General features: G+C 70.4%; 21 protein-coding genes and 1 pseudogene. 11 read left to right on the top strand and 11 right to left on the bottom strand.

Features of this window, described 5'->3' with window-relative positions; genetic code table 11:
* Nucleotides 1-314 precede the first annotated feature (314 nt).
* Nucleotides 315-518 carry a cold-shock protein gene (locus GXP74_RS38070; RefSeq protein WP_182455744.1) on the top strand — a complete coding sequence of 68 codons (204 nt, stop codon included), beginning with the start codon at nucleotides 315-317 and terminating at the stop codon, nucleotides 516-518.
* A 217-nt stretch (nucleotides 519-735) separates the two neighbouring features.
* On the top strand, nucleotides 736-1,251 hold the full coding sequence (locus GXP74_RS38075) for a hypothetical protein (protein ID WP_182455745.1): 516 nt from the start codon (nucleotides 736-738) through the stop codon (nucleotides 1,249-1,251).
* A gap of 64 nt (nucleotides 1,252-1,315) precedes the next feature.
* Here GXP74_RS38075 and GXP74_RS38080 read toward each other — a convergent pair whose 3' ends face one another.
* Nucleotides 1,316-1,738, bottom strand: coding sequence for a GNAT family N-acetyltransferase (locus GXP74_RS38080; protein ID WP_182455746.1), 423 nt, complete (start codon nucleotides 1,736-1,738; stop codon nucleotides 1,316-1,318).
* A gap of 381 nt (nucleotides 1,739-2,119) precedes the next feature.
* Between GXP74_RS38080 and GXP74_RS41305 the strand changes: the two genes are divergently transcribed.
* Complete coding sequence (locus tag GXP74_RS41305) at nucleotides 2,120-2,395, top strand: DUF3761 domain-containing protein (RefSeq protein ID WP_225448480.1); 276 nt, start codon at nucleotides 2,120-2,122, stop codon at nucleotides 2,393-2,395.
* Nucleotides 2,396-2,569: 174 nt separating this feature from the next.
* On the opposite strand, the gene GXP74_RS38090 is transcribed toward GXP74_RS41305, so the two are convergent.
* From GXP74_RS38090 to GXP74_RS38110, 5 genes are all read right to left on the bottom strand, one after another.
* Nucleotides 2,570-3,142 carry a hypothetical protein gene (locus tag GXP74_RS38090; protein WP_182455748.1) on the bottom strand — a complete coding sequence of 191 codons (573 nt, stop codon included), beginning with the start codon at nucleotides 3,140-3,142 and terminating at the stop codon, nucleotides 2,570-2,572.
* Nucleotides 3,143-3,436: 294 nt separating this feature from the next.
* Nucleotides 3,437-3,694 (bottom strand): hypothetical protein, encoded by a 258-nt coding sequence (locus GXP74_RS38095; RefSeq protein ID WP_182455749.1) that lies wholly within the window; start codon nucleotides 3,692-3,694, stop codon nucleotides 3,437-3,439.
* A gap of 3 nt (nucleotides 3,695-3,697) precedes the next feature.
* Nucleotides 3,698-3,913, bottom strand: coding sequence for a hypothetical protein (locus GXP74_RS38100; protein ID WP_182455750.1), 216 nt, complete (start codon nucleotides 3,911-3,913; stop codon nucleotides 3,698-3,700).
* A gap of 129 nt (nucleotides 3,914-4,042) precedes the next feature.
* Nucleotides 4,043-4,747, bottom strand: coding sequence for a hypothetical protein (locus tag GXP74_RS38105; protein WP_182455751.1), 705 nt, complete (start codon nucleotides 4,745-4,747; stop codon nucleotides 4,043-4,045).
* A 205-nt stretch (nucleotides 4,748-4,952) separates the two neighbouring features.
* Nucleotides 4,953-5,135 (bottom strand): hypothetical protein, encoded by a 183-nt coding sequence (locus GXP74_RS38110; protein WP_182455752.1) that lies wholly within the window; start codon nucleotides 5,133-5,135, stop codon nucleotides 4,953-4,955.
* A gap of 455 nt (nucleotides 5,136-5,590) precedes the next feature.
* Between GXP74_RS38110 and GXP74_RS38115 the strand changes: the two genes are divergently transcribed.
* Nucleotides 5,591-6,322, top strand: a complete 732-nt coding sequence (locus GXP74_RS38115) for a hypothetical protein (protein ID WP_182455753.1) — start codon at nucleotides 5,591-5,593, stop codon at nucleotides 6,320-6,322.
* A 92-nt stretch (nucleotides 6,323-6,414) separates the two neighbouring features.
* Here GXP74_RS38115 and GXP74_RS38120 read toward each other — a convergent pair whose 3' ends face one another.
* Nucleotides 6,415-6,795: a transcriptional regulator gene (locus tag GXP74_RS38120; protein ID WP_182455754.1), complete on the bottom strand. Its 381-nt coding sequence runs from the start codon at nucleotides 6,793-6,795 to the stop codon at nucleotides 6,415-6,417.
* Nucleotides 6,792-7,454 (bottom strand): hypothetical protein, encoded by a 663-nt coding sequence (locus tag GXP74_RS38125; RefSeq protein WP_182455755.1) that lies wholly within the window; start codon nucleotides 7,452-7,454, stop codon nucleotides 6,792-6,794. Before GXP74_RS38125 ends, GXP74_RS38120 begins: the two co-directional genes overlap by 4 nt.
* A 123-nt stretch (nucleotides 7,455-7,577) precedes the next feature.
* Here GXP74_RS38125 and GXP74_RS41730 point away from each other — a divergent pair, with 123 nt between their 5' ends.
* The 3 genes from GXP74_RS41730 (at nucleotide 7,578) to GXP74_RS38135 (ending at nucleotide 8,732) form a co-directional block, all read left to right on the top strand.
* Nucleotides 7,578-7,700, top strand: coding sequence for a hypothetical protein (locus GXP74_RS41730; RefSeq protein ID WP_255528205.1), 123 nt, complete (start codon nucleotides 7,578-7,580; stop codon nucleotides 7,698-7,700).
* Between the two features lie 56 nt (nucleotides 7,701-7,756).
* Nucleotides 7,757-8,257 carry a YcxB family protein gene (locus GXP74_RS38130; RefSeq protein WP_182455756.1) on the top strand — a complete coding sequence of 167 codons (501 nt, stop codon included), beginning with the start codon at nucleotides 7,757-7,759 and terminating at the stop codon, nucleotides 8,255-8,257.
* A 112-nt stretch (nucleotides 8,258-8,369) separates the two neighbouring features.
* Complete coding sequence (locus GXP74_RS38135; protein WP_182455757.1) at nucleotides 8,370-8,732, top strand: DUF805 domain-containing protein; 363 nt, start codon at nucleotides 8,370-8,372, stop codon at nucleotides 8,730-8,732.
* A 534-nt stretch (nucleotides 8,733-9,266) separates the two neighbouring features.
* On the opposite strand, the gene GXP74_RS38140 is transcribed toward GXP74_RS38135, so the two are convergent.
* Both GXP74_RS38140 and GXP74_RS38145 read right to left on the bottom strand, forming a co-directional pair.
* Complete coding sequence (locus GXP74_RS38140; protein ID WP_182455758.1) at nucleotides 9,267-9,623, bottom strand: cupin; 357 nt, start codon at nucleotides 9,621-9,623, stop codon at nucleotides 9,267-9,269.
* A 118-nt stretch (nucleotides 9,624-9,741) separates the two neighbouring features.
* Complete coding sequence (locus GXP74_RS38145) at nucleotides 9,742-10,065, bottom strand: hypothetical protein (protein WP_182455759.1); 324 nt, start codon at nucleotides 10,063-10,065, stop codon at nucleotides 9,742-9,744.
* Between the two features lie 633 nt (nucleotides 10,066-10,698).
* Between GXP74_RS38145 and GXP74_RS38150 the strand changes: the two genes are divergently transcribed.
* Nucleotides 10,699-11,187 (top strand): hypothetical protein, encoded by a 489-nt coding sequence (locus tag GXP74_RS38150; protein ID WP_182455760.1) that lies wholly within the window; start codon nucleotides 10,699-10,701, stop codon nucleotides 11,185-11,187.
* A gap of 160 nt (nucleotides 11,188-11,347) precedes the next feature.
* Here GXP74_RS38150 and GXP74_RS38155 read toward each other — a convergent pair whose 3' ends face one another.
* A complete protein-coding gene (locus tag GXP74_RS38155) occupies nucleotides 11,348-11,899 on the bottom strand; it encodes a hypothetical protein (protein WP_182455761.1) in 552 nt (183 codons plus the stop codon).
* A gap of 44 nt (nucleotides 11,900-11,943) precedes the next feature.
* Here GXP74_RS38155 and GXP74_RS38160 point away from each other — a divergent pair.
* The 3 genes and pseudogenes from GXP74_RS38160 to GXP74_RS38170 all read left to right on the top strand — a co-directional run bounded on the left by GXP74_RS38160 (nucleotide 11,944) and on the right by GXP74_RS38170 (nucleotide 14,515).
* Nucleotides 11,944-13,193, top strand: a pseudogene (locus GXP74_RS38160) (IS3 family transposase).
* Between the two features lie 64 nt (nucleotides 13,194-13,257).
* Entirely contained in the window at nucleotides 13,258-13,503 is a 246-nt protein-coding gene (locus GXP74_RS38165; protein ID WP_182455762.1) for a hypothetical protein, read from the top strand.
* Nucleotides 13,504-13,780: 277 nt separating this feature from the next.
* Nucleotides 13,781-14,515, top strand: coding sequence for a hypothetical protein (locus GXP74_RS38170; RefSeq protein ID WP_182455763.1), 735 nt, complete (start codon nucleotides 13,781-13,783; stop codon nucleotides 14,513-14,515).
* The last annotated feature ends 55 nt before the right edge of the window (nucleotides 14,516-14,570 follow it).

Genomic DNA, 14,570 nt, shown 5'->3' on the forward strand with positions numbered 1-14,570 from the left:
GAGCAACGTCCACACGGGGTGAACTGGCCTGCGACGGAGGCGACTTGCCCCGATGACCGGCACCACCGGTAGCGCACGGTCACCCCGGCGCGGAACGGACTCCCGGCGTCCACCGAACCGACCATGGCGGCGGAGATCGAGTGTTCCTCCGATGACGTGTTTCCATAGCGGGGCGCACTCAGTTCGACTAGCGTTGTGATCAGCAGTCGTGGATCCGAGTACAGCGTGACCAGCAGTTCGAGGACCAGGGCGATCACCTCAACCCCTGAGGTACGCGCCAGTGCGTACCTCATCCCCGAACTGGGAGCAGCATCATGGCCAGTGGCACCGTGAAGTGGTTCAACGCCGAAAAGGGCTTCGGCTTCATCGAGCAGGACGGCGGCGGCCCCGACGTCTTCGCCCACTACTCGAACATCAACGCCCAGGGCTTCCGCGAGCTGCAAGAGGGCCAGCACGTCGAGTTCGACGTCACCCAGGGCCAGAAGGGCCCGCAGGCCGAGAACATCACCGTCGTCTGACCCGACGGAACGGCGCCCCGCACCGGACCGGTGCGGGGCGCCACGCGTTTCCGCCCTTCCCGTTGTCCCGGCCCCGTTGTCCCGGCCCCGTTGTCCCGGCCGCTCGATCGCCCCTGGCCAGCGCCACATGGTTTCCACAAGGACCGCGCCTAGCGTCGAACCGGAACGAAGGGCGACCGGTGGGCGCGACGCCTGCCGAGGCGAAGCGGAGGACACCATGGGCAGGCTGGTATCACGTCGGCGCGGAACGGTGATCGGGACGGCGGTCCTGGCCGGTGTGCTGGCGGCAGGTGGGGCGACGGCCTACGCGGCCTCCGGCTCCACGCCGAGCTCCGCGCCGAGCTCCACCCCGGCCAAGTCGGCCGGTGCGCCCACGACGGCGAAGGCCGAACAGCGCCTGCTGCGCCGGGGCGTCCACGGCCAGGTGACCGTGAAGAACCGCGGGACCGGCCAGTACCTGACCCGTGAGTGGCAGCGCGGCCAGATCACCGGCACCGCCTCCGGCACGACGTTCACGGTCAAGAGCCCGGACGGCACCAGCTGGACCTGGACCGCCGCCGCCAACGCGAAGGTCACCCGCGACGGCAGGACGATCTCCGAGTCGGCACTGAAGACCGGTGACCAGGTCCTGGTCGTGGGTGAGCAGGCCGGATCGGCGAACGACGCCACCCGGATCTACGCACCCACGGCCGCGCCGACCGCGCAGCCGAAGACCAGCACCCAGACCTCGTAGCGGTCGCAGGCGTCACGGCGGTCGCGGGCGTCACGGCGGGCGCGGGCTCACCGCACCGGGTCACTCACACCAGCGGCTTGGTCCAACGCCGCCACTGCGGCTCGGGCGCGTACCCGGCGGCCCGCCAGGCGTGCTGCCCGAGTTCGTTGTGCTCAAGCACCATCGCGTCACCGCGACGCCCGCCCAGGGCGGCGAAACGGCGCTCGGCCGCCTCCAGCAGCGCGCCACCGATGCCCTGACAGCGCGAGTCCGGGTCCACCGCGAGCCGGTAGAGGTGGCAGCGCCAACCGTCCCAGCCCGCTATCACCGTGCCGACCATGCGGCCGTTCCGCTCAGCGATGATCACCGCCTCGGGGTCGAGCGCGACCAAGCGCCCGACGCCTGCTTCGTCGTCGCTGATACTCGTCCCCTCGGCGGCGGACGTCCAGAAGTCCAGCAGCGCGTGGACGTCGTCGGATGTGGCGGAGCGGATGGTCAGGTCGGTCATGCGAAAAGCCTGGCACAGGGCACTGACAGTCGGCGAGGATCAGCTAGCGCTGCCAGCCGGCGAAGGTCGTCAGCTCGATCCACTCACGATCGCGTTCGCCGGGCACGAGCCGCCCCACCTGCTGCCATTCCTCGGCGAGCAGTGTGTACACGGGTTCGTCAGGGGCGCGGCGACGGGAGCCCCGGGGACGCGGGGTGCGGGCCAGGTCGACACTGGCCGTTGAGCTGGATGCGGGGACAGTCACACCGGGCACAACGGCAGAAACGTTCAACCGGTCACGCCCACAGCTGGGTCACCGTCGGGTCACAACTATCGAGTACCCGTGCGATTCCGATTCGCCTGGGGCAGGCTCGGGGCTTTCACGATCATGAGGAGGCCCCCTTGAGCAGCACCACCACCGGCCGCCGGACCCTGCGCACCGCCGGAGCGGCGATCGCGCTCGCCGTCGCCCTGCTGATACCGGCCGGGCAGGCCCAGGCCGTGGCCCGCCCCGCGGCGACCACCGGGTGCGCGCACCACACCACCGGCACCTGCGACCCCCGGGCGCGGCACCCGAAGGGCGCCACCGCCGAGTGCCGGGACCACACCTTCAGCTTCTCCGCGCACTTCTCCGGCACCTGCTCCCACCACAAGGGCGTGCTGTACTGGTTCAAGTGAGCCGTCGGCCTCAGGTGACCCGTCGGCTTCAGGCGACCCACTCGGCCCGGGTCGGGCGCCGCCGGACACCGGTGGCGCCGCCCCCACTCGCCCCCGCTGCTCCTCGAAGGCCGTCGCCAGCGTCTCGTCGGGACCTGATCCGGTCATGGTGTGACCTTCCCCGAGGGAATTCCGTCATGAGGGTGACGAACCCGGAGGGCCCGACGTAGCCGCCGGTCGGCCAAGGGGGGACGCCGCCGTCCCCACGGCACGCTCTCGGGCGGGTTCCCGCGTCAGGCCGAGGCTCCGCTCGGCGACCAGGCGCCCGGACGCGTCGAAGCCACGGACCGCCAACGGGCCGGTCGCGGCCCCCCGCAGGACCTGGCTCAACCAGACACCGTCAGCGAGCACGGCGTCCCGCTCCGGCTCCCCCTCGTGGTGCACGGTGATCCTGGTGACGGCCGCCGGACAGCGTCCGATCAGCGTGGTGGCGTAGACCCGCGCTCCCGTACCGTCGAGCCGCGCGCAGCCCACACCGCCGGTCAGGTACTCGACGGTCACCCCGGACGGGTGCGGCCGACCCTCCGCCGGACCGAGCCACGCCTCCCGCCCGTTTGGGTTGCCGGGATCGCCCGGCAACGAACAACTCACCAGCTGGCCGGACGGCCCCTGGCCGACCAGCCAGGTGGACAGGCCGTCCTCCAGCGCCCGGTACAACCCGGGCACGGCGATCACCGGCCGGTACGCCGCGATCGCGTCCACGGGCACCCGAACACCGCCACCGAGCCAGTGTCCGCTGGTCAACTCGCCCTCAGCAGCGGCTTTCAGACAGTTCGTCAAATCCCGCTGCGCCGCCGCCTCGGGTACTCCACCGAAGGCCGTGGGAGGCACCCTGTCATCACCGGACGCATCCATGCCTGCCCCATCTCTCGCTACCCGGACGGAAGTTCACCTGCCGCGAGTCGACCTTAGGGCCCGCGCCGGTGCCCAGCCGGGAATTCCCGACAGCGGCTGCCCACCGCACCGCTCGGTCACCCGACCGGCCACCCCCACTCGGCCCGGTCATCCGGCGCTGACCGGCCGCCCCCACGCGTCGGCCGACTCCGGACCTCCGGCAGCCGCTCCGGCAGCGCCTCCGGCGTCGGCGAGCGCGGCGGTCTCCGCCTGACGCTGCTCGACCCACACCCGCATGGCCTGAACCAGGCGCAGCCGCTCGGCGGCTCGCCGCTCCCACGCCCGGCGCCGCGACCGCCGCACCCCCACCGCCCCCGCGATCACAGCCACGCCCGTGGCGACGGCCGCAGCCTCGACCGAGAACACGCGTCAGTCGCCACCGCCATCGCCGCCGTCGCTACCGCCGTCGCTGGTCCCGCCGCCACCTCCGGCGCCGCCCGAGGAGCAGGAGGACGTGCAGTGCTGCTTGGTACCGCTGTCGTGCACCGCCGCCAGGGTTATCCCCACCACGACCCCGGCGATGATCAGCAGGAACACCAGGCAGCCGCAGCATCCCCTGATCGGCCGGCCCAGTCCTAACGCCATGGTGCCCCCCAAGCGCGATGACTCCCGACCTTCAGCATGCCACCAGCCGACCGCCCGTGGACCGCTGCTTCCGGCCAGCGCCGGAACGCCCCGTGCCGACCGCCCCCCGGCGCGGGCCGGTCGTCGGGCTCAGGTGGTGCGGACGTAGATCGCGGGCCCGTTGGCCATGACATTCCAGCGGGGCGAGCCCTGGTACTCCACGCTCCAGTAGCCGGAGCCCATCCACGCCGCCGCGCTCACACTGAAGTGGCCATCCGCGTCGGTGGTGGTGCGCGCCATCAACGCCCCTGTGCCCTTGGACGGTTGGAACTCCAGCACGACCACGCCCCCGGACAGGGGGGACCAGCCGCCGTAACCCTGCTGCCACAGGTTGCCGCTGACAGTGACCCGCTGCCCCGGTTGGACCGTGGTGGCGTTGGGGCGCCCGCCGGTGATCAGGCTGTTGAAGCGGAAGTAGTGCACGACGTTGCTGTATCCGGCCCGGAAGTTCCCCGCCGCGGGCGAGTAGAACCGCCAGAAGCCGTGCGGGTCGGTCGCGTTGAACCGGACCGCGAAGGTGCCCCGGTAGTCGGCCGGTACGGTTCCGATGGTGCTCCACCCGCTGCTGCCGTTCGCGGACTGCTGTACGTACACCTGCTTGGCGGGGATCGCGCCGTTCCCGGTGTTCCACTGGGCGAAGTCGGAGACGTTCGCCTGCGTCCCCTCCGCGATGGCGCTGGAGCTCAGCGAGAGCGAGACCGGAACGGTGGCGGCGGCGTGTGCCGAGGCCGCGAGCGGGAGCGTCGAGAGCAGGGCGGCGGTCGCGGTCGCGGAGATCAGCGTGCGGATCCTCATCTGTCCAATTCCCCCTGAAGTAGCCTCACCTGGGCATATCAGGGCTCCGATCTGCCCGTCGGCGAGAGCGGAAGACTAACGCACGGCCAGAACCGGGGCGACGTCCACGCACCTCTTCGGCCGTTCCGCGCAACACGCTCCGGTCGGCGCAAGATCCCGGGGGACGGCGGCGGCGGACTCCAGCCTCGCGGTGGTTCAACGCCGGTCACTCCAACATCGTCGGCTCGGGTGACGGGGGCGCCACCGCCGTCCCCGGCCTGGGCGCGGTGGCCCCGGCGGCCGAGCGGAAGGTGCGGCTGGAGACCGGGTCCGACCAGGTACGACTGGTGGAGCGCACCGGAGACGCGCGGTTCCCGGACTTCCTGCCGCCCCGCTGGGTCGCGGTCATCGACTACACCGACCACTCGACCGCGGTCTACCAGGGCGTGAACACAGACTACTTCGTGGAGTTGCCCGCCGACGCAGGCACACCGCGCTGCGAGACCACGGGCCCGGGCGCCCGATGCCAGGTGCGGTTCCAGGGCAACGGCTACGTCGTGACCCTGGGACAGCGGCTCGCGCCGGGGCGCACCGGGGCGCCCCGGCGCGAGGACGAGGGACGAACGCGGCCCCCGCCACCACCCTTGTCCCCGCCAGGTGGCGTCAGGCTCTGGCTGCGGGAGCGGGCGAGTGGGAGTCTGGAGTCGGAGCGCGTCTCTGGCAGGGGGGCCGATGGCGGTGGATGCGACAGGTGTGTGTCGACGCGGGGCGAAGTCGGTCCTGCGCCTGGCGGTACTGCCACTGACGATCACCGCGGTCCTGGGTGCGGCTCCATCGCCGTCCCCCTCGACCTCTCCATCGCCGGTGACCCTGTTCGGTCCGGTCGCCGTCGCGGGTCGGGCCCTGCGCGACAACCCGGTGTACGTAGCGCCGTCATTGCAGGTGAGCGCCCGGCAGCTGTCGGCCCTGCGGACGATCGTGGCCTCCTCGGACGGCGCCATGTGCGCGGTGGAGTTACCGGACGACGCCGCGGTGCGGGCCGCCGGAACCCCGGACCAGCTAGCCGACACTCTGGACGACTACGACGCGGGGCCGGAGACGGTGCCGTACAGCTGTGTCGTCCTGGTCGGGAACAGGCTGGGGGCCAGTTCGGCCTTCATCCCCTGGGCCGTCTCCGACGGCTACGCCCGTGCCGCCGAGGCGCGCTTCCCCAAGGACCCCCAGGCCGCGCTCGCGGCGCTCGCCGCATCCGTCCAGCGGGCCGCGGCGCCCGGGAGCACGGCCGCCGCATCGGCGGACGCCTCCCTGGCGTCCGGCGCGGCGTCCACCACCACCGCCGCCCCCGTGGCGAACGGGGCAGACCAGGTCACCCCGGGCATCGACGGCGGTCCCCTGTCCGGCACCGACATCGACATCATCACCATCTTCGCCCTGGTCATGGCGCTGCTCGTCCTCATCCCCGCGATCGCGGGCCACCGCACGCGCGGCACCCCCAGCCGTATCCGGCAACCACCCCAGCCCGACCGCACCCCCGACCCCGCCCCCGACACCGGGACGGACACCGGGACGGACACCGACTCCGACGGCCCGGCCTAGGTCGTGCCCAACACCCCCCGTCGGGCGACCAGGAGCGCCACCCCCGTCCCGGAGCCCGGGGCTTGGTGAGCGGCACCGGTCGGTCAGAAGGCTCAGCCAGGTGCGGGAGCGGCTGCGGAACCGGGACCGTTCTCCCCGTTGCGTTCTTCGTCTCCCCCTGGCACGTGGGTGCCTTCGAGCTGGTGGATCAGGGCCTTGAGCGTCGCGATCTCCTCGCGCAGGGCCTTCTTCCCGGCCTTGGTGAGCTGGATCCAGGTGCGGGCGCGCTTGCCCTCGTAGCCTTTGTCGATCGTGACCAGGCCGGCCTTCTCCAGGACTCCGAGGTGCTGGGAGAGATTACCGGCGGTGAGACCGAGCGTGCTGCGGAGAAAGGTGAACTCCACCCGCCGGGCCTCCTCCGCCACCGCGAGGATGCCCAGACGGACGCGCTGGTGCACGACATCGTCGAGGCCGCTGGTGGGATGCTCGGTCATGCCGCCGACCGCCCCTGGAACCGCTGAAGCAGGCCGAGGCCGACGCCGCCGATCAGCAGCACTCCTCCCTCAGCCAGGAGGCCCGGGAGGAAGCCCCACGCGGACGGGTCGGGCAGGCTGCCGGAACTGAGCATGATGACCAGGTACGCGCTGGTGACGGCGAGGAGCGGCCAACTGCGCTCGATCCGGGCGAGCAGCAGCAGCGCCAGGCCGATCGTCCCGGCCGGGCTCACCACCGTGTTGAAGAAGAGTCCGACGGGCGACGGCCCGTGGAGACCGTCGAGGAACCCCGGGTGCATGGCCGTCCACGACACGTAGCCGGTGATGATCACGAGCAGGGCGATACCCAGCGCCAGGTACGGCCCGACCCGGGTACCCAGGCCCAGCCGGTCGCCACGGCGCAGGTAGAACCAGCTGATCGCGGCGTAGGCGAGCGACAGCGCCACCGGCCAGTACCACATCGCCGGCGGCAGGTCGCCGACGCCGTGGTCCCCCTGGCCGTAGCGGACCACCGGCGCCGCGCCGAACCGCACAGCCGCGAAGACCAGGAGCGGGAACCAGGCACCGCGCTGCTCACGGCGGACACGGTGGACCAGGACCCGCCGCATCGCCAGCAGCTGGCGCGGGTCACTTGGGGACGGGACAGGCTGAGTCGTCATGCCGTTAGGTTTGCATGGCAAACCGATTGTGTCTAGAGATCTGTTTGCAGCGCGCCCGCCAGCTGGCCGGTGGGCCGGCGGGCCGGTGGGCATGGCCTCGGGCCCGGTGGACCGTCGTCGGGTGTGATCGCGTTCGCCGACATGCCGACCGGCTGCCTGCGGCGGCTACGCCAGGTCGCCGACGGACTGGCCGGCGCCCGGGAGCGGGACCGAGGGCGGTGGCGCGGCACCCCCGCCGAGGAGTGAACGGCCCCCCAGGGAAAGGGTGGTGCGGGCTGGTGCGAGGATGACGGCCGCCTTGCGTGCCCTTCGTGTTCCTCCAGGAGTTCCACGTGCACATCACCGCTACGTACCAGCTCAGCCCCGCCGAGGCCCGACGGGGGCTGAACCGCGTCAAGCGCAGGCAGCGCATGAACACGGCTGTCTTCGCAGGTGTGTTCGCGCTGATGAGCGCACTCGACTTCGCACAGCACAACATCCCGCTGGGCGTCTTCTTCGGCTCCGTCTGCGCTCTCTACGGGATCATGGTCCTGCTCTCCACTCGGATAAGCGTCCGCAAGAACGCCTCGCGGCTGTGCGGCGTGCACACGGTGACGCTCAAGGACGAGTTCCTGGCGGCGGAGACCGACATGTCCAGGAGCGAGACGAAGTGGGCAGCGCTGCTCAAATCCGAGGAGACGCCGGAGTTCTTCCTCCTGTACGGCACCAAGTACTCGGCGGCGATCCTGCCCAGGCGCGCCTTCACCGCCGAACAGAACGCCGAGTTCGGGGCATTCCTGGCGAAGCAGACGTTCCGCCGGTGAGGCCCGACCGGCCTTCGCCGGTAGGGCAGGCGCTTGACCTGCGCTCTTTGCACCTCTAGGTTCCCTCTGCTTGATCAATGACCGACCCGGCCGAGGCCACGAGGGGGACGCAGTGAACTGGTATCTGACTGTGCTGAAGAACTACGCCGGGTTCCGCGGACGCGCCCGGCGCAGGGAACACTGGACGTTCCTGCTCGTCCACGTCGTGATCCTGCTGGCGGTCTTCGGCATAGGCGTCGCCGTCGCCGTGCCCTTCCTGAGTTCCCTGTACGCCCTCGTGGTACTCCTCCCGCTCCTCGCCCTGTGCTCCCGGCGGCTCCACGACACCGGCCGGTCGGCCGGCTGGATCTTCATCGGCCTTCTGCCGGTCATCGGGCAGATCGTTCTCCTCGTGTTCTACGCTCAGGACAGTCAGCCCGGCGTGAACCAGTACGGCCCCAACCCCAAGGGACTTCCAGCCGAGGCACAGCCGTAGGCGTACCGCAACGATGACCAGCAGGACCAGTGGCCAGCCGCCGCAACCCCGGCCCGGCTTGGCCGACTTGGTCGCCGTGATCCCCCCTGTCCGCGCCTTCCCGGACTCTCCAGCATGGCGTTCACTGGCCGCCGCGCGGTCGGCTGCTTCCGGCCACGGGCCGGTCCCCGTGCTGGGGTGCAGGTCGGGGGTCCTGCTCGACCTCGGCCAGGACCCCCGGGGGCAGCCTACGGGGCGGGGTCGCGGACTCGCTGCCGCACGTTCCCGCATACTCGTAGCGGCGGCGACAGCGGAGCGTGCAAGCTCGGTCACAGCACCTTCCCCGACCGAGGAGGAACGGCCATGGCACTGCACAAGCTCGGCAAGGACCCGGAGAGCCCGGACGGCTGATGAGGATTCGTGAAATTCCCCAGGGCTGCTCTTCGCCCCGGTTCGTCCCGTCGGCAACTATGTGGGGAGGGTGGGGAGCGAAGAGCGTGTCATCGGAGAGGGCCCGGCGACCGAAGGTCGCCGGGCCCTGGTAGTCAGTGAGCGTCAGTTGCCGGGAGTCTCGGAGGCGAAGAGGGTGAGCGGTGTGCCTTCGACGGCGATCGCGGTGAAGCCGTTCTCGGTGCCGGATGTGTGGTCTTCGGCCTGGTCCCAGCAGACGCCCTGACCCGCGGTGATCGGGGTGCGTGTGCCGTCGGGGCCGGCGATCCAACCGTCGCCGGTGATGACCAGGAACATCTGGGGCGATGCGGCGGGGTGGGTGCCGATGGTTCCGCCGGGTTCGACCTTCAGAAGCGTGAGGTGAACAGGGCCGTCGCCTGCGGCGATGCGAGTGGCGATCAGGCCGACGCTCTCGTGCCAGGTAATGCGTCGTTCGTCGCGATCGAACTGGAAGATCTCCAAGAAGTTCCCTCCGGGGGCGGGTGCGGAAGGAAGTGATCGTAGACGTTCGGGTGGCGACGGTGAAGATCTTCGTGGGCCCGGCGACAGCGGGGCCCACGAGTTCATTGAGTTTGCATGGTCACTGGCTGCGGCGGATCGGGACGATGTCCGTGCGGTGGTGGGGCATGGTGGGGCGGGCGGCTTCGGGGGTGGCCAGCAGGGCGACGATCGTGATCGGCTGCTGGCAGTGCGGGCAGTCCCGGGTCGCGGTCGGCTCCAGCGGGTCGCGGGCCGTGGCCGTCCGTCGCTGGGCCGGGTGAACCGGTGGCCGGGGAAGTTCGGTGCGGGCCGACGGCGGGGCCAGCGTCTGGCCCAGGCGCCTGGCCCGGTCCTCGTTCAGGGCCCGGTCGCGACGCTGCTCGGCTTCGCGGCGGCAGACCGGCGAGCAGTAGATCTTCCGCACGGACTTCAGCGCCTGGAAGGAGCCGTCGCAGACGGGGCAGGTGCGGGTGTCGGTCTGGGTCGCACGGCCGGCTGTTCGGCACTCGTCCGAGCAGTACCCACCCGTGGTCCCGGACGCCGAGCAGCTGTGGCTGCCCTTCCGCGTGTTGAATCCGAGCCTCCCGCTCGCGTCCGGCGTCCGTGGCGGCCGTCTCACCTGACTTGCAACGGGACCGTCATCACGACCCGCGACGGTGCTGCCTGCACGGCGTACGCCCGGCAGAAGAGCAACCGGGCCAAGTGGACCCGCCGCAGGACCCGCGCGGACGAGGTGGCGGAGGCCGCTCTCGCCGCAGCTGGGCGCCCCGCCCACACCCCGGGAGCCACCGGCAGCTGCTCATCGCCAAGCAGCAGAATGCGCGGCGGGGAATCGTCCGAACGGGGTGCGGGGAAGTGAGAATGGTGACTCTCACTTGCGGCAATCTCCTTCCGCGGGCTCCCAGGGAAGCGGATCTCCTGGGAGGATCTGGCCATGTCTGTGGGATGTGAACTGCCCATCTCCGTGGGCAAATGCGGCCTGGACGCGGTTGGCCGCTGCGTGGACTGCAATGAGCGGCCGTTCTGTCGCACTCACCAGGCGAGGAACGGTCGCGGCGTGCCGTTTGTTGACCTGTGCACTGCGTGCGCCGCGGCGCGAAAGCAGCGTGAGCAGGAGGATGGTCGGCGCCACGGGCAAGAACTCCTCGACCAGATCAATGCCGACCAGCGCACGATCGACGGCATAAAGGCCGCGATCGCGGCGACTGCCGAGCGGCTGCGAGATGCCGGCAGCCCCGGTTTGTCGACGCAGCGCGAGGTGAGTCCCGCAAAGCACTCGCTTCTGGGTTTTGTGCGAGAGGACGCGGTACGGGTCCACGGGTGGAAAGTCGGCTCGTTCGATTGGAACTGGATCGATGCGGATCCCGACAGCTCGTCCGGCGGCTGGCCCCGCAGCGGTGCACGCACAACGTGGGTTCTGAGCGACGGCACCGTAGCCGTTGACCCTTGGGGCGGCTCTGGGAGCCTGAAGACCAGCGTGGTTCAGTGGCACGCGATCGAGCGTGCTTTCGTCCGCATCGCCGACCAGCTGGTGCGGCCCCGGTAGCGCCGCATCCGGCACCCCCCGGGGGCGGCAGGGCGTGACCGACGATCCGGCCGTGCCGCTCGTGCGTCCCTTCTCGATCAACCGCCCGGCATGAAGGAGGCTCCGGCCAGGGCGGGTTGCCTGGTCGGAGCCTGACCGCTACAGGTGCCGCCTGCAAGGATCATCTGACGGCGACAATCCGCTGACGTGTGGCGGTGAGCAGCGGTCCGGCGGATTCGATCTCGGCGACGGCGCTGCCGACCTCGCTGGTGCTGTTGTCGCTGAACCCGCCGTTGCAGTTCCACCAGCCCTGGTGGAGTGTGGTCAGCGCGGAGCTCCAGGAGAGCTGTGCCGAGGCGTTCGGGATGGCCGGGTCGCTCTGCATGGCGGTCGTGTCGTTGTCGAGCTGCACGCAGTCAGCCTGCAGATCCTCACCCATGCCGTCGCGGTGATCGTCTGCGGCGACGGTGGCGATGTCGCTGGTCAGCGTCGCAATGCCGACCTTGCCCACCGATGCGTACCAGGCGGTCACCTGGGCCGCCTGCGAGACCGGCGCCTGACTGACCGGTGGTGGTGCACTCGCCGGCGCCGTGCCGACCGGGGTGGTTGTGGGAGTCGGCGGCGTCTCGACGGGGTTGATGACGCCCCCCGGTACGCCCTGGATCGTGGTGACGGTGAGCGAATAGCTCGGGTTTCTGCGTCCGCCGCCGGAGAACAGGATGACGGCAGACATCACGGACACTGGATCTCGTGGATTCAGAGGAAGAGATGGCACCGATGGTGCACAAATACTACTCAGCGGAGTTCCGCACTGACACTGTGGCGTTGTAATGCCCCGATCCGTCGCTGACGTATGCGCAGGTCGCGAGGGATCTGGGCATGCATGCCGAGTCGCTGCGGCAGTGGGTGCGGGCCGCAGGGGCCGCGCCGGGGCCCGACGGCGTCCTGCCGGCTGCGGCCGGGTCCGGGGTGGCCGCGGCGGAGACGCCCGAGGAGCGCATCGCCCGCCTGGAGGCGGAGAACGCGACCCTGCGCGTGGAGAACACAGGCCTGTGCAAGGACCGCGAGACGCTCTCGGTCGAGCGGGACATCCTGCGGAAGGCCACAAAATATTTCGCCTCGGAGACGAACTGGTGATGAGCCGCTTCCAGTTCGTTGAGGACCACCGGGAGGCCTTCGAGGTCAAGCGGCTCTGCCAGATGCTGGGCATCCAGCGATCCAGCTACTACAAGTGGCGTGCAACTGCCGCGGCCCGCGCGGAGCGTCACGAGGCCGACGCTGCGCTGGCGGCGCGGATCCAGCGCGTCCACGCCGACTCCGACGGGGCCTACGGCGCCCCGCGCATCACTGCCGAACTGCGGGAGGACGGCCTGGTCCTGAACGAGAAGCGGGTCGCGCGGGTGATGCGCACGCTCGGGATCGTGGGCACCCATCTGCGCCGCAAGGCCCGCACCACCGTGTCCGAACCGTCGGCCACGCCGGTGCCGGACCTGTTCGGGCGTGACTTCGGCGCGCCGGCCCCGAACCTGAAGTACATGGGCGAAATCACGTATCTCCCTGTCGGGGACGGCGAGTTCCTGTATCTGGCGACGGTGCTGGACTGCTTCAGCAGGCGCGTCGTCGGCTGGTCGATCGCCGACCACATGCGCACGTCCCTGGTCGCCGACGCCCTGACGATGGCCGCCGCCACCCGCGGCACCCTGCAGGGAGCGGTGTTCCACACCGACCACGGGGCCCAATACAGGAGCCGCCGCTTCGCTGAACTGCGCGCCGAGTTGGGCGTGACCCAATCCATGGGAGCCGTCGGAACGAGCGCCGACAACGCCGCCTGCGAGAGCTTCCACGCCTCGCTGAAACGCGAGCTCCTCAAGGGCGCACGCCGCCGGCCCGGGGCCCGGGCCAGCCGGGCAGCTGTCTTCCGCTGGCTGAACAGGTACAACACCTGGCGCAGGCACTCAGCCAACGACCAGGTCAGCCCCGCCGCCTACGAGCAGCAGCGGTCAGCTACCCTGACACTCACCGCATAACCACACAACCCGTGTCTACCAGCCGGAGTGAAGCCCCTTCGTCCTCCAGCCCAAACGCTGGGTCGTGGAAAGATCCATTTCGTGGCTGATGCGGGCCCGCCGGCACTGCCGGGACTACGAGCGCACCATCGCCCACGCCGAGGCCCACCTCGCCTGGACCGCCATCGCCCTGGCCGCGGCACGCCTGGTCAGACCCGTCCCCGAACACTGGCGCGAACCCGCGCCCCCACCCGTCCCCGCCGCCCCCAAGCGCCTGCGACTGACCAGACGCCCCATCCGGCTCCGCCCCCTGACCGCCCCGGTCCGCTGAGTAGTTGTTTGCGATCCTTCAAAGCACAGGGTTGGTTGGCCAGGGTGACCGTGACGTCCGCCTCGATCACGAGCACGTCGGTCAGCGGAGGTGGGACGCCGTAGCCGATGCGGCGAAGGTCGAGTCATCGCAGAGCTCTCGAACTCCGGGACGAATAGGGGCGTCCCTTACTAGGATCCCGCTCATGTCAGCATCAGGTGGGTCGGGAGGCGGCAGGCGCGGGTCGGCCCCCGTGCGGTTGGGGTCATCGGCGCGCTGGGAGCGGTCCGCTGGTGCGATGGCGGGGGTGTTGCTGGCCGGTGCTGGGGTGGCAGCGGTCTTCCGTGCCGAGGGCCAGGCTGGCAGCGTCGCCCTGATTCTGACAGGCGGACTGTTCCTGTTGATGGCTCTGAGCGGCCGCACGGTTGAGAGCATCCGTTTCGGCGATTGGGAGTTGAAGATGGGGGAGGAACTGCTCAGGCAGGCCAGCGAACAGGCCCGCTCTGGCCACAACGATCAGGCCGAGACCATCTTGAGCGTCCTCAGGGCCCTCAATCCGATGGCAGACCGGGACCCTGAGGTCTACGCCATCGAGGCCACGCTCTTCGAGAACCGGGTTCTGGAAGCCGTGGAGAGCGCTCGCGCCGGGGACGAGCAGGTGGAGCTCCGTCCCGCCGCAGGATTGGGTGAGCCCTTGGCAGTGCTGGTGGCTCAGCCTGGACGCACCAGGATCGGCGTGTTCGCCGGATACGCCCTCGACGGGTCGGGCCACATCGACACTGCGGCCGTGAACGGCTTCATCCAACGCGCGCGCGGGGGGAGCTGCGATGCCTATCTCTTCGTCAACGGCACGCTGCACCAGGAAGATCTTGAGCGCCTGATCACTGGTATCCAACGAGACGGTGGCCGACCGGTAGGAGTGGCGACCTGGGCGACGCCCGCACAGCCGACACCTCTTCGCCCCGCCGTGGACCGCCTGTTGGAACGGGTCCGCGCTCCCCAAGGCACCCACGGGACGATTCCCTCGCAGTAGGACCCGGATGTCAGATCGACCTCAAGGAGACCCCAGGACTGGAGCGGGACCGGGC

It is taken from the genome of Streptacidiphilus sp. P02-A3a (genome assembly GCF_014084105.1).
Lineage (GTDB): Bacteria > Actinomycetota > Actinomycetes > Streptomycetales > Streptomycetaceae > Streptacidiphilus.

Coding starts and splice junctions, on each gene's coding strand:
- GXP74_RS38170 (WP_182455763.1), top strand. CDS start 13,781: ATGGCGGGGGTGTTGCTGGCCGGTGCTGGGGTGGCAGCGGTCTTCCGT.
- GXP74_RS38075 (WP_182455745.1), top strand. CDS start 736: ATGGGCAGGCTGGTATCACGTCGGCGCGGAACGGTGATCGGGACGGCG.
- GXP74_RS38105 (WP_182455751.1), bottom strand. CDS start 4,747: ATGAGGATCCGCACGCTGATCTCCGCGACCGCGACCGCCGCCCTGCTC.
- GXP74_RS38080 (WP_182455746.1), bottom strand. CDS start 1,738: ATGACCGACCTGACCATCCGCTCCGCCACATCCGACGACGTCCACGCG.
- GXP74_RS38110 (WP_182455752.1), bottom strand. CDS start 5,135: ATGACCGCGACCCAGCGGGGCGGCAGGAAGTCCGGGAACCGCGCGTCT.
- GXP74_RS38155 (WP_182455761.1), bottom strand. CDS start 11,899: ATGTCTGCCGTCATCCTGTTCTCCGGCGGCGGACGCAGAAACCCGAGC.
- GXP74_RS38120 (WP_182455754.1), bottom strand. CDS start 6,795: ATGACCGAGCATCCCACCAGCGGCCTCGACGATGTCGTGCACCAGCGC.
- GXP74_RS38125 (WP_182455755.1), bottom strand. CDS start 7,454: ATGACGACTCAGCCTGTCCCGTCCCCAAGTGACCCGCGCCAGCTGCTG.
- GXP74_RS38070 (WP_182455744.1), top strand. CDS start 315: ATGGCCAGTGGCACCGTGAAGTGGTTCAACGCCGAAAAGGGCTTCGGC.
- GXP74_RS38100 (WP_182455750.1), bottom strand. CDS start 3,913: ATGGCGTTAGGACTGGGCCGGCCGATCAGGGGATGCTGCGGCTGCCTG.